Raw genomic sequence first — 21851 nt, forward strand, 5'->3', positions numbered from 1 at the left:
ATAAAATGGAGAGGAGCTACAAATGAAAATCAATCGATTAATAGCGAACAATATAAACCATTTAGATGCAGCGCTGCCAGATGATCAATCATTAGGAATTGCTGGTTTATCAGGTTCCGGGAAAACGACTTTTTGTCAAACCATTGGGGAAGAATCGAAGAAGCGTCTCGTTTCCTTATTGCCGAAGTCTGAATATCAGTATTTATTTCCTAATATCATGGAAACCAACTTCAGTGCCATCAAGATGGAAGACATGCCGCTTGTTCTTTTTCTCGGCAAATCATCCATTTCAGCCAATCCCCGTTCAACCATTGGCACACATACTGGTGTGTTTAAAGAGATTCGTGTTTGTCTTGCTGAAAAATTCAATCTTTCCCCTGAAGTTTTTTCCTTCAATAATGCCTTAGGCTGGTGTCCCAGCTGTAAAGGGCGCGGTACGACGAAAAATGTCGAGTGTCCTAAGTGTGAGGGGAAACGCTACAAACAAGACGTCGAGCAATATACCATTGAATTATTAGATCGCCCGCATACTATTTCCGATATCAACGACTTAAGCATTGAAACTATCCTTTCGCTTGCAGAGACATTACATATTAGTGAAGCTAAACAGCATATTCTCCGAAATATAATCAATATGAATATTGGCTATTTAGGCTTGAACCGGATAATGGGGACAGTTTCAGGGGGAGAATTGACCCGGCTGTATTTGGCCGAATTCATGGCAACAAGTGAAAATACCGTGATCATCATTGATGAAATCTCCGTCGGTCTTGATCATCAAACCCTATTGAAAATTTTGGAACAGATTGAGCAATTAGGTAATAAAAATCAAATTTGGCTCATTGACCATTCAGACACGGTGTTGGATAGCACTGATGAACAACTATTCTTTGGACCTGGCAGCGGGAAGTATGGCGGGAAAATCGTTGAGGAATCACCGCGTCCCAAACCAATCAGCTGGGAACGAAATGAAGCGGCGCCAACGGAATACTATCAATTTCAGGATCTATACTGCCGTAATATTCAAATGGAGGAAATCCGGATTCCCAAGAATAGGCTCGTTACCTTTACGGGTGAGTCGGGATGCGGTAAATCTACACTTGTCAATGAATGTATCTCCAAGGATTTTCAGAAGCGGTATCCAAAGGATAAGCTGGTCATGGTCGGCCAGGATCGAAACAAATCGATTACAAGTCGATCGACCGTCGCCACGTTTCTTGATATTAAAAAGAAACTCACCAAATACAGTGATGAAATTGATGATATTTTTCTGCGTTCGATCGAAGATATCATCGAAGAATTGCCGAAGGAAGACATCGCCCATAAACGCTTGAGCTTATTGATCAAACTTGGGCTTGGTTATTTGACGTTAGAAAGAAAAACACAAACACTATCGACAGGGGAATTTCAATGCGTCCACTTAGTTTCCGAGCTGTTCGCGAAGACAAGGAACCCACATACGCTGTTCATTTTTGACGAGCCTTCAAAAGGATTATCGCAAAACATTTTAAACCAATTCATCGATAGTGTCAGGGTCATCCTCGAGGATGAATCCGTCTCCATCATCATGATTGAGCATAATGGTTATATGCTGGAAAGTTCGGATTATATCGTTGATTTTGGTAAAAGACAGCTAACGCCTGTCCAACATCTTGATGTTGTCAGTCATGATGAGCATTATCGTCACAAAGACAGTGGAAATCGAGCGGAACCATTGCATATCTCTTCCGCACTTCGGTCAAAAAAAGGTATCCATTACTTACAGGAAAATCATTTGGACTATTTCAAAAAGGCAGAGAATGTCTATAAGGGCGGCATATTAAAAAGCTTATCACCAATTGCACGTGTGATTTATGGTGAATACGAGTCAGACACGATTGCACCAGTGATCGCCATCGATCTTGAGCGGCACTTGTACAGCCAATATACATTTCTATATGAAGTGGGCGGAATGATCAACCATATAGTCGCTGCACATCCGACCAATAAAGATACAAGAAGCTTTGATTTCTATTCTGCAGAAAATCATTGTCCAAGCTGTTCGGGCCGCCGGGTCATTGAAAAGTTTGACTTCGATGTCGTCATTCAAGACAAAAATGTGCCATTTTGGGATGGCTTATTACATCCGGACGTGATGGAAGTACTGAAATATTATCAACATTCAAAACTGCAATTCCTGTTTGAGGAGATCGAGAATGAACTCGGTCACGACATTAGTAAAAGCTATAATGAGATGACGGAAGCGGAAAAGCAAACCTTCTTATATGGATATTGGGAAAAGTCCTTTTATGATAAAGCGGGCAAGGCATCAAGAATTTGGGAAGGTTTCAATTTCATCATTGGACGTTATATGTTCATATCGAAATCGATCATTAAAGAGCAGATGAAAGCATCAAAAGAAATGATCGCCTGTCCAGTCTGTCATGGAACGATCCTGAACCATCATAAAAAACTGACATTTGGTGATACGGACATTCGCGAGATCATCCAACAGCCAATTGATGAAGTCATCAAAATTGTCGGGAAGCTGCCAGAACTGGAAAAACTAAAAGCGGTCACAGGCGGCGATATCGCACTTACGGATGATGTCTCATTCCTTCCTCGAGAAACGAAAGCGGCGTTGAAAATGCTCGAACTGGAACTGGCAAGCCTCAAAGGCTATGAAGTGGTCTTGCAAAATACCCTGCCATTCTGGGGCAGCATCAAAGGCAATATCGAAGCAATCAGCAGCAAAAACCAAATCACCATCTGTGACTTTGCCGATATTGATGAAACAAGAGAAACCATTATTGATAAATACTTCACCAATGGCAAATACAAAAAACTAACCTATGTCTATGAAGCGTTCGGCTACAAAAAAATCGTCACCCAAATCAATAAAATTAAAGCAAGTCATAAATGCCCATTCTGTAATGGCAAGAAAGTCATTTCAGAAGACAATATCCATGACGGCGTGTATAAATTAACGATCCCTTGTGTGAGTTGCCATGCCAGTGGCATCGATGAAGAAGGGCGTAAAGCAATCGTCGAAGACATTGACGTACAAACCTGGCTGACAGGGAAAGTAAAAGATGTTGTGGCTGGAAGTGAACGAACCGAGGCCGTTGCCGATATCCCCATTTTCGCCCGGATTCGTGAGCTGAACAAACGAGATATGATGGCCGTTTATCAATGCCTTGAACAGAAAAAATAAATAATGTCAGCATTCTATTAAACAGAAGGGGTACCATCTAAATTATTTAAACAAGACTGGATTATCTTTCAAATTGGATTGAAGAAATTTGCGACACTCCTGCGAGTCTCGCACCCTCCGTTCCAATCAACTTTGTTTTAAAATTTAGATAAAACCCTTTTTGTCTGCAAACTAAAAGTCCGCCTTAAATGGCGGACTTTTTTATTATTTTGCAGAATAACCGTCTTGATAAACGGGAAGTGTTACTGAAATCGTTGTTCCCTTATTCAAAAGGCTGGTTATATGAAGTGTACCATTCATCGTTTGGATGGTTTTGACAGCCACCATTGATCCCAACCCTGTCCCTTTTTCTTTGGAACTGTAATAAGGTTCTCCAAAGCGATTTATTTGTTCTTTGTTCATACCTATTCCATTGTCACTTATTTCGATAATGATGTCGAAATTATTTATATAGGAAACAATACTAAGCTCTCCGCCGTCTGGCATCGCCTCTATACCATTTTTGATCAGGTTCAGGAAGCATTGCTTGAAATGTTGAACATTCCCCCGGGTAATGCCTGGAGTCATCTGTTCAGAAATAGTAACTAAATTCATGCTGGCCAATGGTTTGATCATTTCAAGTACATATCCTATTTCACGATTGATTGAAATGGTATCCACTTTTTCAATTGCTGGTTTTGCAAATGCCAAATATTCACTAATAATGGATTCTGCACTATTAAGCTCTCTAACGACATGCTGTATATATTGTTCTTTTACTTCTTGAGTAAGATCAGGAGCCTTTAGCAGTTGAACGAATCCCTTCACGACTGTTAAAGGATTTCTGACTTCGTGTGAAATGCTCGCTGCAAGCTGACTGACTACCTCCATTTTTTCAAGCCTTATCATTTGTGTTCGGATTAAAATGGCATCTTTTAAAATTTCCATTATATATACAGCTAAACCGATAATGAAAGGAGGGAGGATGATGAAGTAAAATACATACGCATCCGTTATCCGAAAATAATCAGATATACCGAGTGAAATAGAGCTGGTCAGTATTCCTAGAAACAAAATTAATAGTATGGAGCCATTTAGCTTATTTTTTCGATTGAAATGATTGAATTTGGAAGAAAATAGAGCCGTTATAATAAAGATAACGATATAAACAATTAACGTAAGGAAATTGAAACCATAAAAAGCAAACCTAAAAGTCAATATGATGACTAACAGAGCAGCCCCTACAGGCCAACCTCCATAAAGTGTCCCTATTATAAAAGGAATTTGCCTGAGATCGTGGACACAATATTCATCTATATAAATAGGAAACTTCATGCATAATATGATAGGAATGCTCATGCATGCAGTAATAAGGGTCTTGCCATACTGACTTAACCTTTTGCCATGATCTAATAAAATGTAATAAATCAAAATGCTTACCAAGATATAAAAGAGGTTATCTAATATGTTTTGATTAATATAAATAAAATTCATAGGATTCTCCTAAAAAAGTAACCGTTTCGTTTATTATACAAGAATAACACTAAAAAAGAGAATCTTAATAAAGTAATTTATTTACAGAAAGCCAAGTAATTTCAGAAAAAAGAGTTATTCAATAATGGAAAGTTTGTCGTTAGATTGTTTTATAGGGATGGCTGAAGCGGATCTTGTGATTTTGCTGAATATAAAGAAGGAAATAATTGAGGATAACAAGGTTATGATAAAAATTGAATGTCAGCATGCTTGAATGTTGATAGTTTAATGAATTAAAAGGGCGATAATGACGACGATCAGCTCTTTTCTTATGCGACGAACAGCAACTTCATTATAATAATAAACAAAATCAAATAAAGGAGTTCGAAAATGATTTCTTTGAGCGTACTGGATTATTCCCCGATTGACGAGGGATCGAATGCTCATGAGGCTTTGTGGCAAACTACGGAATTGGCGAAGTGCGCAGAATCTCTCGGTTATAAACGATTTTGGGTATCCGAGCATCACTTTGTTGATTCCGTGGCCAATAGCAGTCCTGAACTGCTTATGATGCATTTAGCATCTTCAACAAAAGAAATACGAATCGGATCTGGCGGGGTAATGCTGCCGCATTACAGCAGTTATAAAGTGGCTGAAAACTTTCGGATGTTGGAAGCTCTTCATCCGAATCGAATAGATATAGGAATTGGAAGATCACCAAGTTATCGAATTGTAAATCAAGCATTAAATGATGGGAAGAGCAAGAAGCAATCATATGATCAACAAGTAGTTGATCTAAAAAAATATTTTACAGACAATACAGTGGATGAACATCGTTTTCAGTCACTGATTGCAACACCAAGAATACCTACCAAACCAGAAATGTGGTTGCTTGGAACTGGTGAAAAAGGGGCTGAAGTTGCTGCAGCTCTAGGGACAGGATACGTATTTGCCCATTTTGCAAAGCCAGGAACAAAAGGGATACATACCGTAAAAGGATATCGGAGTAAATTTCAGCCTTCTGCTTTTCTGCAACGTCCTAAAACGATCATTTCATTATTTGTCATTGTTGAAGAAACGGAAGAAAAAGCTGAAGATTTAGCAAAAGCATTTGATCTATGGTTACTCTTTGTAGAGTCGAATAACCAACCGCCCTATTATCCATCTGTTCATACAGCAAAAAGCCGCGGTTTTAGTTCAGTTGAAGAACGAAAAGTAATACAAAATCGCAAGCGGATGATTGTTGGGACGCCTAAGCAAGTGAAAGAGGAGATTGAAAAGATAGCAGAAGCTTTCGAAACGGAAGAAATAATGATTATACCTAATGTATCAGGAGTCGAAAATCGAAAGAAAGTCATTTCTTTGCTCGCGAAGGAATTTAAACTTCATGGAAGAAAGGATTAGCATAGAATGGTTTTCTATCATGATTCATAAATGGTGAGACAATAAATTTCAATGTCTATTGCCATTTTAAAAACTCTCTTTTTTAACATAGTGAAATGCCTTTCAGCTTTGCTGAAAGCAAAAGCTGAAAGGGCAAATTGAGCTTGAATGAGTGAGAATGGACAATGGTCATTAAATCGTCTAGATGCATCAATGAAGTTTGAGTTTTCGGTCATTTACTTGCAAAAGGATCTTTGTTCCCATATTTATCACTGTGAATGACGTTGGATGTGAGGTAGTTATAGATCTCATCAACAATTTCGATCCCGTTTTGTTCACTTTCTTTTTCCCTTGAAGCACTCCCTTGACCGGGATATGTAACCTGATCGAATCCAGGTGCTGGCTTCATCCCGCTTAAATCAGTCATTGTCTGCGAAATGTTTTGCTTGAATATTTCGGAGTTTGTGAAGAATCCCGGATGTATGACGATATGCAGCTGCCCAAGATTACGGCCTTGGGAAAGGTCGCCATACAGAGTGGAGACCCGGTTCCCGAAGGGCAGTCCCAATAAAATGCCGGATAAAATGTCCACCATCATCGCCAGCCCGAATCCTTTTGCGCCGGCAATCGGCAATAATCCATTGACCTGAAAAGGGTCTGTTGTAGGTTCGCCATGTTGATCCACTGCCCAGTTATCCGGGATTGATTCGTTTTTTGAACGTGCATCGAGGATTTTTCCCCATGCCTTCACTGTGGTCGCCATATCAAAAGTGATCATTTCATTATCTTTTGACGGCGCGGCGAACGCGATTGGGTTAGTTCCGTAATAGGGCTCCGAACCGCCAAACGGGACTGCCATAGGATCGGCCTGGCAAACTGAAATTCCGATCAAACCTTCTTTTGCTGCTTGTTGGACAAAGTAGGATAGAGCCCCGCTGTGGGAAATTCTCTTTACCCCAACGAAGGCAACGCCTGTTTCTTTTGCAATCGCAATCGCTTCATCCATCGCTAGTTTTGCTGCAACATGACCAGGGCCATTATCACCATGATACACACCTGCACTTGGTCCCGTTTTCTCGAATGTAAAATTAGGGTTTGTGTTGATGCCGCCTTTGGCAATTCTCTCTGAATAATATTCAACCCGGATAGCTCCGTGTGAATGAATTCCTCTTGCATCTGCAAAGGCAAGCACATCAGCGACGACATCAGCGTGCTCTTCTTTGAGGCCTGCCTTGTGCAGTTTAGTCTTAATCAAGTTTTTTAAAGTTTCCTTTGGGATTTTCAACCATACCGCCCCCTGAAAATGAAATGAAATGTGAATAAAACCGTTACTGATATCAGAGGCAGTTAATCCTCGATAGCTTCCAAGTATTATCTCTTTTTCCTCTCCAGCAAACGATCTATGGAATCCTGTATATGGCTGGAGATTGCAATCTCGGCTCTATATACATCCCTTGTCCGGATGGCCTCAATGATTTCCATATGTTCCGATGGTGCGTCTTTTTGGTCGATCTCACCTTTAACATGATAAAACCGTCCTATATGAAGATGGCAGTGCATGCCTTTGTACGCCTCATATAAAAACGAGTTTCCTCCAGCTTTCATGATGGCATGGTGAAATTGTTGATCTAAATGGGTGAAATCGAGTATTTTTTTGTTGGAAGCACCTGTGTTTGTGGAAAACATCTCATCTGTAAGCGCGGCCATTTCTTCCGTCGCGCTTATATTGTTTAAGCGGATCATATTCCGGACCGCATGCGTCTCCAGTAAAATCCGGGCCTCTAACATTTTTGCCATATTTTCAGCATCTAATATGTCACTGACACGATACCCCTTATTCGGTTCCGAAACGACCAAGTTCTCGGAATGAAGACGAGACAATGCTTCTCTGAGAGGTATGGCGCTAATGTTGATTTCCCGGGTTAAATGGCTGATATTGATTTTTTGGCCCGGCGATAAATCCCATTCAAAAATCTTTTCCTTTAATAAATTGTATACATATTCCGTTGTCTCTCCGCGTTCTTTTTCCTTTATCATCGAAATGCCCCTAACTTAAAAAATTCTATGAGAAAAAGTGTTATTGCATATTGATGTAACAACTTAAATATTTGCCCTATCAATAAGATAAGGTGAATCCATATTGATATCAAGAATAGATGGTAATGAGACCGAATCGTCTGCTGGAAAGCTGCAAAAATATATCTTCCTTACTGATAATTATATATGATTGTCGATGGATTTTGGAGAAATTATATATAAAATTATTCAAATAATTATGAAATTTTTAATCTTTATATATGAATTATTGTCAAAAACACTGTAGTATCAATGTTTTTTGATTAGTTGACTGAATCTTTCTAATTTTAAATATTTACAAAATTGTATATTATGTGATATATTTTCGGAAACGATTACATATGATTTTTGGAATGCGATTCTATAAAATAAACAGTTTGCTAAAGAGCATTGATAGGCAGACAAAATCATGAGCATTAAATGAAAGCGCTTTATCTAAAGCGTTTTCCTGATTGGATGTATTCCATCTATTAGCAGAAAAAACTGTGAAATGAAAAAATGTGATCGTAATTTTTCAAAGGAGGAATCTTCAATGAGCACATCTCTTAGCAGGAAAAATGCATTTTATGGCCATTTCATAAATGGGCAATGGATATCCGATCAACATACGATCGCTGTCATGAACAAATATAACAAAGAAGAAATTGCCCAGATTGGAAGGGCATCCCGCGAAATTGTTTCTGAAGCGGTGACCAATGCCTTGGAAACTTTTAATACGAGAAAGCTAGATTCGGATCAACGCTACGAGATTTTAATGCGTGCAGCGGAAATCGCGAAAGAAAGAAAAGAAGAGCTGGCGATGATTCTGGTTCAGGAAGTCGGTAAAGTATTGAAGGATGCCAGAGGGGAAATCGATAGGGGAATACAAACGATGATTGCATCAGCGGAAGAAGCAAAACGGATTGCCGGTACGGGTGTTCCTTTGGGGCAGTCTGGAAACGACAATAAGATGGCTTTCACCATCCGGGTTCCTGTTGGAGTTATCGGTGCGATCACCCCGTTTAACTTCCCGTTCAATCTCACCATCCACAAGGTGGCTCCTGCGTTGGCAGCGGGAAATACAATCGTGTTGAAGCCGGCTGAAATGACGCCGCTCATTGCATGCAAAATAGCGGAAATCTTTTCCGAGGCTGGATTGCCCGCAGGTTTCCTCAATGTGGTCAACGGGTTTGGGCAGGAAACAGGTCAATACCTTTTGGAGGATGAACGAATTGCGATGTTCACTTTTACAGGGAGTCCCGGCGTGGGCAGGCACATTAAGAGCAGTACGGGAATTCGTAAGGTTACCTTGGAATTAGGGAATAACTCCCCAAATATCATCCATAAGGATGTCCCTGATTTAGACAGAGCAGTTGAGCTCTGTGTCACGCGGGGGTATGTGAATGCAGGGCAAGCCTGCATCTCTGTGCAGCGCATCTACGTTCATAGAGATATCTGCGATGTGTTTGTGGAGAAGGCAGTCAAGGTGGCGCAGGGCTTGAAGGTCGGAAATCCTGCAGATCCTTCCACGGACATTGGTCCCATGATTTCCGAGAAGGAAGCAATGCGTGCGGAAGAATGGATTCAGGAAGCTGAGCGTCTAGGGGCCAAAGTGGTATATGGAGGGAAAAGGAGGGAATCGATCCTGGAACCTACTATATTAATAGATGTGAAACCGGAAATGAAGGTAGTCTGCCAGGAAGTGTTCGCACCGGTGATCAGCATCATTCCTTTCGATAGCATCGAGGAAGCTTTCTGTCAGGCCAATGATACTAAGTTCGGCTTACAAGTTGGTTTATTTACATCCGATATCACTTTAGCCATGCGGGCAACACAGGAACTTCATTTTGGCGGAGTGATCATCAATGATGTTTCTACATACCGTGCCGACATCATGCCGTATGGCGGCGTGAAGGACAGCGGAATTGGCAAAGAAGGACCGCATTATGCCATGCAAGAGATGACAGACGAAAAACTTGTCGTCATCAATCTATAGATTTTGGAGGTAAGGGATATGAGAAACACATGGGATTTTTATTCTACCGAAAGAATCGTATTTGGAAACGGGGCGATCGGGCAATTGGATTCAATCCTGCAAAGGGTAAAGGCGAAAAACATTTTGCTCGTTACTGACCCAGGGATCAAAAACGCTGGTATCGTGGACAGAATTTCATCGTTGTTGGAGCAAGCGAATTACGAAACAGTTATCTATGACCAGGTCGTACCGGAGCCGCCTGTAGATTCGGCGATGGACTGTTATAAGTTTGCGCAATCTCAAATGGATATTGATGCAGTAATTGGCCTTGGCGGAGGAAGCAGCATTGATATGGCCAAGATCGTCGCCTTGTTGGTCGCCCATGGAGGACATCCCCTGGACTATTATGGCGGGGAAAACCAGGTTCCCGGACCAATCGCCCCTCTTGTAGCGATTCCTACGACGGCTGGAACCGGTTCGGAAGTGACATCAGTAGCGGTATTGACCGATGTGGAAAATAACCTGAAAGTTGGTATCTCGGATAACTATCTAAGACCAACCGTTGCTCTGCTTGATCCAGAATTAACGTTAGGGCTTCCCGCTTATGTAACAGCTTGTTCCGGAATTGATGCTCTGTCACATGCGATAGAGGCATACACAGCCAAACCTTCTGCGTATATCCAGGCAGAAGGAAACATTTTATTCCAAGGTTCAATCCCCATAAGCGATGCACTCGCCTACAGAGCTATTGAATTGATTGCAAAAAACCTGCCGCTTGCTGTACAGCAAGGAAGCAATCTCGAGGCCCGTTCCAATATGCTAATGGGCAGCCTGCTTGCCGGAATGTCCTTTTCAAATGCAGGTACAGCAGCAGCCCATGCATTGGCTTATCCAATCGGAGGGCTTGTGAAGTCACCGCATGGAGAGGTGACAGGGCTCTTGCTTCCATATGTCATGGAATATAATGCAGCTGTAGAAACAGAAAAAATGGTGAGGATTTCACAGGCATTCAATGTGAACTCGGATGGCCTCTCCGATAAGGAAGCCGCTTTGGCTGCTTCAAAAGCTGTGCTTACCCTGCTTGGGGAAATCGGACTGCCTACAAAGCTGACGGAGATTGGGATCAAAGAAGAGGATATTCCCGAAATTGCTGAGAAGACCCTCCAAATCGATCGCCTGGTTCGGAATAACCCTAGGGTGCCAACCCAGCACAGTTTAGAAGAATTACTTAGAAAAGCTTTATAGATTGCTTGAAGGAATGGTGTTATGCATCATTCATGATGGATCTGCTGAATGGGGCGGAAAGGGTGCCACTATTTAATAGAATATAAATGGAGAGGAAGATGAAAATGTCTCTTATGCCTTTTACATATAGTATGCCGACACGGGTGGAAAGCGGTAACGGAATATCTGAAAAAACGGGGGAACTAATTAAGGATTTAGGTGTATCGAGTGTGCTGATCGTAACAGATAAAGGGGTTAGGGGAGCCGGTCTCTTGCAAGGCATTGAAAAATCCCTTTCTTCAGCAAACCTTTATTTTGAGATTTACGATGAGGTGGAGCCTAATCCATCAGCTCAAACAATCCAACAGGGGACAGTGTATCTTAAGCAACAAAAGATGGAGGCGGTTCTGGCTGTAGGCGGAGGCAGCAGCATTGACACAGCCAAGGGCATCGCGGCAATGGCGACTAATCCCGGCCATATCCTGGATTATGAAGGAGTCGGAAAGATATCCAATCCCCCGCTCCCGATCATAGCAATCCCGACTACGGCTGGAACTGGCAGTGAAGCTACCAATTCGACAGTGGTAACGAATAAGGACACCTCTTTTAAATTAGGAGTACTTAGTTCACTTCTGTTTCCAAAGCTAGCTATATTGGATCCTGCCCTTACATTGAATTTGCCTCAAGAGATTACTGCAGCTACCGGTATGGATGCTCTGACTCATGCAATTGAATCTTACACATCCAAATCTGCCAACCCCATCAGCAAGGCTTTCGCGATGCAGGCGATTAAGATGATCGGTGAACATTTAACACGATCGTACTTTGTGGGAACGGACATGGAAAGCAGGGAAAACATGCTTGTAGCCTCCTTGTTAGCTGGTGCAGCCTTTTCACAATCCCGACTGGGTAATGTACACGCCATTTCCCATACATTTGGAGGGGTCTTTAATATCCCGCATGGCATCGCAAATGCAGCACTATTGCCATTCGTCATGAGATTCAACCTGCCGGCATGTGAGGATCAGTATAGAGATATTGCAATAGCTTTAGGAATGGATGTAAGCGGTTTATCCAAAGCACAAGCAGCCGAAAAAGCAATCGAAACCATCATCGAAATGAATCGGAGCATGAATATTCCGCTTAATATTAAAGAGCTTGGAGTATCATTGGACGTTTTGCCGAAATTAGTGGAAGATTCCATGCGAAGCGGTAACGTGGTCGTTAATCCAAGGCTGACGAAGGCATCGGATATCCAACTGATTATAGAGAAGGCTTATGAGGGGGATTTTGAAGGTTTTAATAATGGTAATCGAAATGCAAGCAGTGCAAAAAATTCAGAAACGGCCATCGTGAATGTATAAAAACCATTCAATTTGAAAATGAATTTCAGGGGATTTCGAATCAATTTTCCCTTTTCAACTTTATCGGGCATATGGATTTCCCGCAGCATTTTTCTACCTGAATATAATTATCTAATGAGGTGACGTATGAAAAAGACCAATGGAAGATGGCTTGTAGTGGTACTCCTTTTCGTCGCAACAACAATCAATTATATGGATAGGGCAATTCTTGGCATTGCAGGACCCTCGATGATGAAGGATCTTTCGCTTTCGGCAGTAGAATTCGGGATATTGGGGTCAGCGTTCTTTTGGTCGTATGCCCTAATGCAAATCCCGGTCGGGGTAATCGTTGATAAATTGGGTGCACGCTTAACATATTCGATAGCCATCGTATGGTGGTCGCTCTGTACGGTGTTTACTGGAATGGGACGTTCGCTTGGCGGATTGATCGGTATCCGCGTTTTAATGGGAATCGGGGAGGCGCCGGCGTTTCCAACCAACACGCGCGTTATTTCTGACTGGCTGCCGTCACACGAACGGGGCATTGCAAACGGGATATTTAATTCTGGTACAGCTATCGGGATTGGGATAACGACCCCCATTTTAGCATGGATCATCCAGACTTGGGGATGGCAAGCATCCTTTGTGGTCATTGGATCCATCGGTTTTGTATGGCTGGCATTCTGGTTATTCTTTTTCAAAAACCATCCAGAGCAAAGTAAGATTGCAAACGAGGCAGAAGTAGCCTATATCAAAGAGGAGCAAACTCAAACCGAAAAGGCGGCGACACTAAACATCTCGCCATTTAAATTCTTCAAATTCAAAAGTGTTTACCCTATGTTATATGGCTTGTTTGCCCATAACTATCTTACTTATTTAATGATGACCTGGCTTCCTACTTACCTTGTAGTCGAAAGGCAAATGACTCTTTTAAAAGCCGGATTCTTCACGATGCTGCCTTGGATCATGTCCTTTCTGGGAAATATTCTAGGCGGGGTGCTGTCGGATTTCTTGATTAAAAGAGGCTGGAATTCCATCAAAGCAAGAAAGACTGTTTTAACTATCGGCATGCTTTTTCCATTAGCCATAATACCGACGATCTATACAGACAGCGCCATAATGGCACTTACGTATATCTCCATAGCAATCGGCGGTGAAGGATTGGCTGCGGGCATTCTCTGGGCCACTGTTTCGGATGTTGCTCCAAAGGGTGCGGAAGGAAAGCTTGCCGGGCTGCAAAACTTCGTGGGGAACCTCGCTGGCTGGATTGCTCCAGTCGCAACAGGGATCTTAATAGCGAAGTTCAATAATTTCAATATAGCCCTGATCATACCTGTAGTCATTTGCCTAATTGCTGCTGTGGGGTATACCTTCGTTCTTAAAAATGAAAGGATTTCCATTAACACGGACATTGACGGGGGAACTAAAGTTTCAGGGCTCTAATCTTTTTGTGTATATAATGAAGCGCTTTGCAAATCCAACAAAAAAAGGAGACATATTCATGCTGAAAACTAGTGGATTAATCAATTTATCTGAACTGAAAATGTATGTAAACGGTGAATGGACTGCAGCACATAACGGAGAAACTTTACCAGTAACAAATCCATCAACAGGGAAAGTGGTGGCAAGGATTCCAAATGGAGGACGCCAAGAAACGCATGCGGCCATTGCAGCTGCTGAGGAAGCGTTCAAATCCTGGTCAAAACTGACGGCACAGGAACGCAGTAAATATCTAAAGAAATTGCATGACCTTATGCATGAATATAAAGATGAATTAGCAGAAATCATGAGTATGGAGATGGGCAAGCCCTTAACGGAAGCCCGGGGTGAAGTGGATTTTGCTGCAAGCTACCTGGAATGGTTTGCTGAGGAAGGCCGAAGGATTTATGGGGAAACGATACCAGCTTCTGCTGCAAATAAACGGCTATCGGTGATTCGCCAGCCGATTGGAGTGGTCGCTTCCATTACCCCTTGGAATTTCCCGTTGGCGATGATGACGCGGAAAGTAGGACCTGCCATGGCGGCTGGATGTACAGTCATTGTCAAGCCTGCAAAACAATCTCCTATTAGTGCGTTAGCGTTTGGTAAATTGGTGGAAATGGCGGGAGTGCCTGCTGGTGTGGTCAGTATCGTAACAGGGAGTGCCGGACCTATCTCGGATGAAATATTTGAAAACCCGGTAGTAAGGAAAATTTCTTTTACCGGATCTACTGAAGTAGGCAAATTGCTGGTTACCAAGTCAGCCCCGCAGCTTAAGAGACTTTCCCTGGAGCTTGGAGGGCACGCGCCGTTCATCGTCTTTGAGGATGCTGATTTGGAAGCCGCAGCAGCTGGTGCCGTTGCAAGCAAATTCAGGAACACCGGACAAACGTGCGTATGCGCCAATCGCATTTACGTCCACCGTTCTGTCATCGATAAATTCTCTGCACTCTTTGTTGAAAAGGTACAAGCTCTAAAAGTCGGAAATAGCATTGATCCAACCGTTGAAGTCGGGCCTCTTGTCAGCAGTGATGGCCTGGAAAAGGTAGAGGAACATGTACAAGATGCCTTGGAAAAAGGTGCCAGCCTTCTTTGTGGCGGACAAAGAGTTGAAGGGGAATTGGCTGATGGATTATTCTATGAACCGACCGTTCTGGGCGGAGTGAACAAAGATATGCTCATCACATACCAGGAAACATTTGGACCGGTCGCACCAATCATCCCTTTTGATACGGAAGAAGAGGTGATCGAGCTTGCCAACAATACAGAGTACGGACTGGCCGCTTATTTTTACACACAGAATATAAGCAGGGGAGTCAGAGTATCCGAAGCTCTGGAGTTCGGCATCATCGGCTACAACGACGCCATTCCCACTGTTGCACAAGCCCCATTTGGCGGCATGAAAGAAAGCGGCATGGGGAGGGAAGGCGGCCATCAAGGCCTTGAAGAATATTTAGAAGAAAAATATATATCGATGGGTTTTTAAAATAGGGCAAGAAAAGGCTTAAGGTGAAGTCGAATCCTTAAGCCTTTCTTTTTTACCAAAGGAAAAATCTTAATTCTTCACACGCCCTTGATAAACAAACCTCTGTTACCAAAATTAACTCCGTACGCATAGACCCTAGGTTGTTAATATTTGGTTTTTTGTTGTAAAGTAACTATTATTATAACTAGAGGTGATTGCATTGAAAAAATGGACAAGAGCAATAGAAATAAACGCCCCGATTGAACAGGTTTGGAAGTTTCTTGATGGTTCTGTAGAAAATATGCAGCAAATCATGCCTCAAGTAGTTGAACACAAGCCCGTTAAAATAACCGAAGAAGTGGTCGGGAGTGTATATCGCCAAAAATATCGAGAAGGAAAACGAACAGAAGAGTATGATATAGAAACATTGGAATATTTGAATGAAACGAATGAGAAAAAGCTAAAAGTGGGCTTTATACTTGCTAAAATGTTTGATATTACAGCTTTTTATGAACTAAATAAAATCAATGACAATCAGACTTCCTTTACATATACAGTCACCAGTCGCCCGTTAAAGTGGTTTTTGAAATTACTTTTATTATTTGCCACCGATAAAGTGGTAGTTGAATTTTTAGAACGTGTCAAAAGGGTAGCTGAAGCAGAAACAAGTGGATCGTGAATGAATGAAGTCAATCTTCCGCATTATAGGGGGCATACAACTTGCCCATGTTGGAGGGGGGCTTTGATCGTTTCATTCCACTGCAGGCACTCGCTTTCCGCGGGCGGTCTTTGCGCCTGTGGCGTCACCCTTGGACACGCTTTTCTAAGCAGGGGCCTCGCACACCCGCTCCAATCAACTCTGCATGAAAACTAAATCGGCACAGCACATATAAGAAAAGAATCCATCTTTATTGAAGGTGGATTCTTTTTATTTGTGGGAAAAAGGCATCACATAAGAGGGGTAACGGGTTCACAGCTTTTTATCCCTCTTACTAATTTAATGGAGTAATTAATTTTTAAACCCTTTTTCGGTGAATCACAGAAACGATTCCATATGTGAAATTCCTGAATTCAATTTTGAGACCTATCAATCTGAATTTATGGTTATTATGCCATTATAGGAATGGAAAACCAAAAATAGGAGGAGGAAAAAAGAAAAAACAGTTGATGATTGTAGGTAGTTTATGTTTTTTGAACAATTGAATGCTGTATTTGCTGAGACAAATTATAAGTGAAGATGTAAAAAGTAGTATGGAAGCATAACTTTTTTTGCAAAAACGTTAATGTTCATTTGATTTTCCTAATATTCAATACTATTAAAATATATAACCTTTGGGGGACTATTTATTGAAGAAGAAAATGGGAATAATAGTAACAGCAGCATCTTTAGTTTTCATGTTTACGATACCAATGAGTGCATCAGCTGCCACAGCTAAAACATTATCTTGGAATCTTGTAGACTCTGGGAAACATATGGATTGGGATGGTAGTACAAAATATCAAACTCAATTTAATGCAGGAGTTAAAACATGGAATGGCTTTAAAAGTGGAGTAATTAGAAAAGATTCGGCAAAGGTAATACAAGATGTTGCGATTTCTGATTATAGTGAAAAATCAGGTGTTGCAGGAGTAACTTCATCTCAAGGGTCTATAAGTTTTAATAAATATGTAATGGATACTTTAAGTGCTACAAAAAAACAAAATGTGGCAACACATGAATTAGGACATGCATTAGGGTTGGCACATAATACATCAAGTGATGTCATGTATAAATATGTTTCTACAAAGACATCATTAAGTGCAAATGATAAAGCTTCTTATACCGCTGCTTATAAGAAATACTAACAGGAAGAGGAGGGGGGAAATGGGTAAGAAAAAAGTTCAGTTGATTGCTTCACTATTATTTATGGTCAGTCTTTCTTTGATCGTTTCAGCTTGTTCTAATTCCAAGAAAGATCTAAGTTCGGAGGATAAAAAAAATCTAAAGGTAATTCAAATGGATGGTACTTTTGCTGTAGATGTGGATGATTCAAAAGAAACTGTAGGTGATGCAGATTACGTTTTTATAGGCCGCGTTGATGAAGATGTTGACACTGTATACAAAAATCCTGTAACAATTGAAACTAGTGACGGTACGAAAGAGGTTTCAACACCGTATACAAATTACAAAGTTACCGTCCTGCAAAATATAAAGGGTGATCTAGTTACAGATACTTCCATACCTATTCAAAAGGCTGGAGGGGTAAATGAAGATGGCTCTTCTGTTGTTTTGTATGAAGATGATACATTACCGGAAGAAGGAAAATCCTATGTGTTTTTAGCGTATGCACAAGATGATGGTTCATTATTAGTATCAGGTCCAAATTCGAATGAATACGTTGAAGGTATTAAGCAAGATGTGACTAGTGAAAAAATGGAAAAAGGTAAAGTTTCTTTGAACGAGGAAGCCACAGAGGTAGTTTCTGAGTATGAAAATGCATATGAAAATGAAATACCTACAGATAGAGACCGTTCAGAATCTGAATTCGATGCTGAGCAATAAAAATTTAAAGAAAAAAGAGTCGTTTTATAGGCTCTTCAGACTGTCGATAGAAGGGGCATAAGATGCTAATTGATAGTATGAGTGATTTTTTTTATGAGCCAGTATACATCCCTATTTTATTGATACTGCTTGGATTAGTTTATTTAGGCATTTTAGTATATAGTTTTACAAAAATTAAGTTTAATATCATAGGATATTTTTTAATAGGGATATCTATAACAACATATCTCCTTGTTGGATTGTATATGACCGGAAAAGGATATTATTTAGACGGACACGCTCAGGAAATGTTGCTATTTGGAAGCTTGGGTTTTTTAGAGCTTACTTTATTAACTTATCCTTATATATTCCTTACTTTGGCGGTAGCACTTGGAAAAAAGGAGAATAATTCAGGTGAATAAATCAAAGGTTTTTGCACTATATGATGCCAATAAAAAAAGCGACCGTGATAAAGACAGGACCGCTTGTGAAAGATAAGGATTATTCAAAAGACCCTTCCTAAAGAAGGGTCTCTTTTTTTAATTGTTATTACATTCAGCGATAGCAACATGTACGAGCTTCTTTTTATACCTCAATCTCCATCCCGATGTTCCGTTCTTTCGATTGGCGGTAAACACCTTTTGCGACAGCGAGGTCAAAGTAAGCAGCACCGACCGATTTAAAGAAGGTAATTTCCTCTTCATTTTCCCTGCCTGTTTTGGTCAGCATTACAAGTTCATAAAGCTCCCCATGAATATCATTAAACGACCAATTTCCCTGATTGGCTGCATATATGAGTTCTCCTGCTTCATTCTTCACGCCAGCCAAATCGTCGACGATAATTTTAGCGGCGCGTGAAACCGTGGTATGATCCACTTCTTTCATATCCGGCAAATAAGACCCGACCCCGTTAATGTGTGTGCCAGGCTTTACATCCTGCCCATTGAATACAGGTTCGTTCGAGCGGGTTGCACAGCAAATGATATCTGCTTGACGAACGGCGGCTGATACATCCTCGTAAACTTCAAAAGGAACGGTTACTCCAAATGCGCGCAGCTTTTCACCAAATTTCTCCGCTTTCTCTCGTGTGCGATTGACTAATAAAATGCGTTCAATGTCCCTTACGGCTAATACTCCGATTGCTTGTTCAAATCCCATGGCTCCCGTTCCGATGATCGTGAGCACCCGGGCGTCTTTACGAGCAAGAAAGTCTGTCGCAATGCCGCTCAATGCCCCCGTTCTGAGACGTGTTAAATAGGAGGCGTTCAGCAATGCTAAATGTTCGCCATTTTCTGCATCAGACAGCAAGATGACCCCTTGTGTTGTGGCCATCCCCCTTGAAGGATTCTTCGGGAAAATGGTCACGACTTTGACCGCCGAAACTTCTTCAGATAAATCAGCGCTTGGCATGTAAAGTGCCGATGCCTCGTGTTGAAGGAAAGCAAGAACGGTGCGATGGGGGTTGTCAATTTTTCTGGCACCATGTGCATGCAATACGGCCTTTACATCCGATATTGCGTCCTTCATTCCATATGATTGTTGAATTTCCTTCTCGTTTATAACCAACATTCCATTGTCCTCCTTGAAGTAAAAACCATGGATTACATGGCACTACTATTATGCGTTTCGTCTAATTTCTGATTGCTGCGATCCTTGACTGCCCAAATCGCTGCTAGTGACAGGACAGATGCAAAAATAATATAAATGGCGACAGGAACATAGGAGTTGTTAAACCTATCAAGTAAAGCCGTTGCAACTAGCGGCGCTGTTCCTCCAGCAAGAGCTGCCCCGATTTGATATCCAAGCGTGATGCCGGTATAACGGATCTTTGCATCGAAAATTTCCGAGAACATCGTTCCAAGAACAGCTGTGATGGGAGCCCAAATAACCCCTAAACCTATTACTGTTGCAACGATTAATAGCAGGACCGATTTTTGCTGCAGCAGCCAGAAGTATGGGAATGCAAACAGTGCCATCCCAATCGTTCCCCCTATGAACAGCTTTTTGCGGCCGATTGTATCAGATAAATTCCCCATGATTGGTATTAAAATCGTCGTTATAATGGTTGCAATCATGACTGCAGTTAATGTAGCAGTCCGAGAGAAACCGAGATTTGCAGTAGCATATGATACGACAAATGTGCTGAAAATATAAAATGGCGCTGTTTCTACCACTTTGGCTCCCACGGCGATAAGCACTTCACGCCAATAATTCTTAAGCGTTTCAACAATCGGCAGTTTTGGAACTTCCCCGGATTCCTTTACTTTTTTGAAAGACGGAGTTTCATCAATTCCTTTACGAATCCATAGGCCAAAAAATACAAGCAAAGCACTAAAAATGAATGGTATACGCCATCCCCAAGTCATGAATGCGTTTTCAGGAAGCAGTGTCATAATAGATAAGGCAACGGTTCCAAGCAGCATCCCTATAGTGACACCCATCTGAGGGATAGCCCCGAACAAGCCACGTTTCTCAGCGGGGGCATATTCGACGGCCAATAAAAGCGCGCCTCCCCATTCACCGCCAATTCCCAGACCTTGAACTAAGCGCAACGTGATTAATAAAATCGGCGCCCAAATACCAACGGCTTGATATGTAGGAAGAAGCCCCATCCCAAATGTTGCGATCCCCATCAAACTAAGTGTTAAAACTAGTGTTTTCTTTCTCCCGATACGATCGCCGATATGGCTAAAGATCACACCGCCAAAAGGGCGGATGAAGAATGCTAACGCAAAGGATGCATAGGAAAGCAACAGCCCTATTGTCGGATCCTCATTCACGAAGAATAGCTGGTTAAACACGAGAGCTGAAACAGTCCCATATAAAAAATAGTCGAACCACTCAATCGAACTTCCGACTAAACTCGCGACTAATATTCGCCGCATTTGTTTCTTCTCCATCTTGAGCCACCCCTTTAAAATTGAAGTATCACTTCAATTTATGATTTCTTTCATTTTAAATAATTACAAATTTTCTGTCAATATCTTTTACTAAGCTATTAATGACGGAACATTCATCAAAACTTGTACTGTATAATGTAGCTAGATACTATGTAAAAAAGGGGGCATCTGTATGCCTTTTGATTCCATCGGGAAAAAAATGAAATTATTGAGGAAAGAGCGAAAACTAACTTTAAAGAGCCTGGCTGAACAAACAGGCGTTTCGATCAGTTTTTTATCACAAGTAGAACGGGGAAAATCAAGCGTCACATTAGAGTCATTAAAAAAGATCGCTGATACATTAGATGTCAACCCAAGCTTCTTTTTTTCTGAGGACCGTTCCCAAGAAAATTCAGATTATAATCATGAACAATTTCATTATCAGAATTTATCCAGCGGCATTCGTGATGCTGTTTTTTCGCCCATTCTTGTCACCTTAAAGCCAGGGGAAAATAAAGGAAGCGCTTTTTCCCATAGCGGGCACGAATTCCTATTCATTATCGAAGGGAAGTTAACCGTGGAAATAGAGGGAGAGAGAACAGAACTCCATGAACAGCAGTCATACATGTTCGATGCTAGAAAAGCCCATTACTGGTTTAACTTCTCGGATCAAGTTGTCCGGTTTTTGGTGGTGTCATCGAAATAACGGAAGTACAGGATCAATGGAATTTTCAAGTAAACCCGTTAACGAAAAATGTCGTAGAAAAGGATAGGTGAAAACAGGGATTCCTCACTGTTCATCTATCCTTTCTAACTGTTAATTTGTGTCTTTGCATTAGATCCCCATTAGTTGATAAAATGATTTATTAGCTGTGTTTCTTT

Annotated in this window: 17 protein-coding genes; 12 read left to right on the forward strand and 5 right to left on the reverse strand. The window is 41.4% G+C overall.

Translation table 11 applies throughout. The features are described from left to right. The first annotated feature begins 22 nt into the window (after positions 1 to 22). Positions 23 to 3193 (forward strand): ATP-binding cassette domain-containing protein, encoded by a 3171-nt coding sequence (locus ACQKNS_RS10345; protein ID WP_427642627.1) that lies wholly within the window; start codon positions 23 to 25, stop codon positions 3191 to 3193. A gap of 204 nt (positions 3194 to 3397) precedes the next feature. Here ACQKNS_RS10345 and ACQKNS_RS10350 read toward each other — a convergent pair whose 3' ends face one another. Continuing rightward, positions 3398 to 4666, reverse strand: a complete 1269-nt coding sequence (locus ACQKNS_RS10350; RefSeq protein ID WP_427642629.1) for an ATP-binding protein — start codon at positions 4664 to 4666, stop codon at positions 3398 to 3400. 369 nt (positions 4667 to 5035) lie between these two features. Here ACQKNS_RS10350 and ACQKNS_RS10355 point away from each other — a divergent pair, with 369 nt between their 5' ends. After that, a complete protein-coding gene (locus ACQKNS_RS10355; RefSeq protein ID WP_427642630.1) occupies positions 5036 to 6049 on the forward strand; it encodes an LLM class flavin-dependent oxidoreductase in 1014 nt (337 codons plus the stop codon). 211 nt (positions 6050 to 6260) lie between these two features. Here ACQKNS_RS10355 and allD read toward each other — a convergent pair whose 3' ends face one another. Both allD and ACQKNS_RS10365 read right to left on the reverse strand, forming a co-directional pair. After that, positions 6261 to 7313, reverse strand: coding sequence for an ureidoglycolate dehydrogenase (gene allD / locus ACQKNS_RS10360; RefSeq protein WP_427642631.1), 1053 nt, complete (start codon positions 7311 to 7313; stop codon positions 6261 to 6263). Positions 7314 to 7399: 86 nt separating this feature from the next. Beyond that, complete coding sequence (locus ACQKNS_RS10365) at positions 7400 to 8065, reverse strand: GntR family transcriptional regulator (RefSeq protein ID WP_427642633.1); 666 nt, start codon at positions 8063 to 8065, stop codon at positions 7400 to 7402. 571 nt (positions 8066 to 8636) lie between these two features. On the opposite strand from ACQKNS_RS10365, the gene ACQKNS_RS10370 reads away from it, so the two are divergent. The 9 genes from ACQKNS_RS10370 to ACQKNS_RS10410 all read left to right on the forward strand — a co-directional run bounded on the left by ACQKNS_RS10370 (position 8637) and on the right by ACQKNS_RS10410 (position 18512). Next, positions 8637 to 10079, forward strand: a complete 1443-nt coding sequence (locus tag ACQKNS_RS10370; RefSeq protein WP_427642635.1) for an aldehyde dehydrogenase family protein — start codon at positions 8637 to 8639, stop codon at positions 10077 to 10079. A gap of 18 nt (positions 10080 to 10097) precedes the next feature. Further along, positions 10098 to 11303 (forward strand): hydroxyacid-oxoacid transhydrogenase, encoded by a 1206-nt coding sequence (locus ACQKNS_RS10375; protein ID WP_427642637.1) that lies wholly within the window; start codon positions 10098 to 10100, stop codon positions 11301 to 11303. Positions 11304 to 11401: 98 nt separating this feature from the next. Continuing rightward, on the forward strand, positions 11402 to 12646 hold the full coding sequence (locus ACQKNS_RS10380) for an iron-containing alcohol dehydrogenase (RefSeq protein WP_427642639.1): 1245 nt from the start codon (positions 11402 to 11404) through the stop codon (positions 12644 to 12646). A gap of 126 nt (positions 12647 to 12772) precedes the next feature. Then, positions 12773 to 14068: an MFS transporter gene (locus tag ACQKNS_RS10385; RefSeq protein ID WP_427642641.1), complete on the forward strand. Its 1296-nt coding sequence runs from the start codon at positions 12773 to 12775 to the stop codon at positions 14066 to 14068. A gap of 58 nt (positions 14069 to 14126) precedes the next feature. After that, entirely contained in the window at positions 14127 to 15590 is a 1464-nt protein-coding gene (locus ACQKNS_RS10390; protein WP_427642643.1) for an NAD-dependent succinate-semialdehyde dehydrogenase, read from the forward strand. 199 nt (positions 15591 to 15789) lie between these two features. Further along, on the forward strand, positions 15790 to 16248 hold the full coding sequence (locus tag ACQKNS_RS10395; protein WP_427642645.1) for an SRPBCC family protein: 459 nt from the start codon (positions 15790 to 15792) through the stop codon (positions 16246 to 16248). Between the two features lie 668 nt (positions 16249 to 16916). Continuing rightward, on the forward strand, positions 16917 to 17414 hold the full coding sequence (locus ACQKNS_RS10400; RefSeq protein WP_427642647.1) for a matrixin family metalloprotease: 498 nt from the start codon (positions 16917 to 16919) through the stop codon (positions 17412 to 17414). A 19-nt stretch (positions 17415 to 17433) separates the two neighbouring features. Further along, on the forward strand, positions 17434 to 18111 hold the full coding sequence (locus ACQKNS_RS10405) for a cell surface protein (protein WP_427642649.1): 678 nt from the start codon (positions 17434 to 17436) through the stop codon (positions 18109 to 18111). 62 nt (positions 18112 to 18173) lie between these two features. Next, a complete protein-coding gene (locus ACQKNS_RS10410; RefSeq protein WP_427642651.1) occupies positions 18174 to 18512 on the forward strand; it encodes a hypothetical protein in 339 nt (112 codons plus the stop codon). A gap of 163 nt (positions 18513 to 18675) precedes the next feature. Here the strand turns inward: ACQKNS_RS10410 and ACQKNS_RS10415 are convergent, their stop codons facing one another. Together ACQKNS_RS10415 and ACQKNS_RS10420 are read right to left on the reverse strand one after the other, a co-directional pair. Then, positions 18676 to 19659: an ornithine cyclodeaminase family protein gene (locus ACQKNS_RS10415; RefSeq protein ID WP_427642653.1), complete on the reverse strand. Its 984-nt coding sequence runs from the start codon at positions 19657 to 19659 to the stop codon at positions 18676 to 18678. Positions 19660 to 19691: 32 nt separating this feature from the next. Beyond that, the gene (locus tag ACQKNS_RS10420; RefSeq protein WP_427642655.1) at positions 19692 to 20990 is read right to left on the reverse strand and encodes an MFS transporter; all 1299 of its coding nucleotides are present in this window, start codon (positions 20988 to 20990) and stop codon (positions 19692 to 19694) included. A gap of 172 nt (positions 20991 to 21162) precedes the next feature. On the opposite strand from ACQKNS_RS10420, the gene ACQKNS_RS10425 reads away from it, so the two are divergent. Further along, positions 21163 to 21675 (forward strand): helix-turn-helix domain-containing protein, encoded by a 513-nt coding sequence (locus ACQKNS_RS10425; protein WP_427642656.1) that lies wholly within the window; start codon positions 21163 to 21165, stop codon positions 21673 to 21675. Positions 21676 to 21851: the final 176 nt, after the last annotated feature.

The sequence above is a fragment of the Peribacillus sp. NPDC094092 genome, assembly GCF_050279365.1.
Taxonomy (GTDB): domain Bacteria; phylum Bacillota; class Bacilli; order Bacillales; family DSM-1321; genus Peribacillus.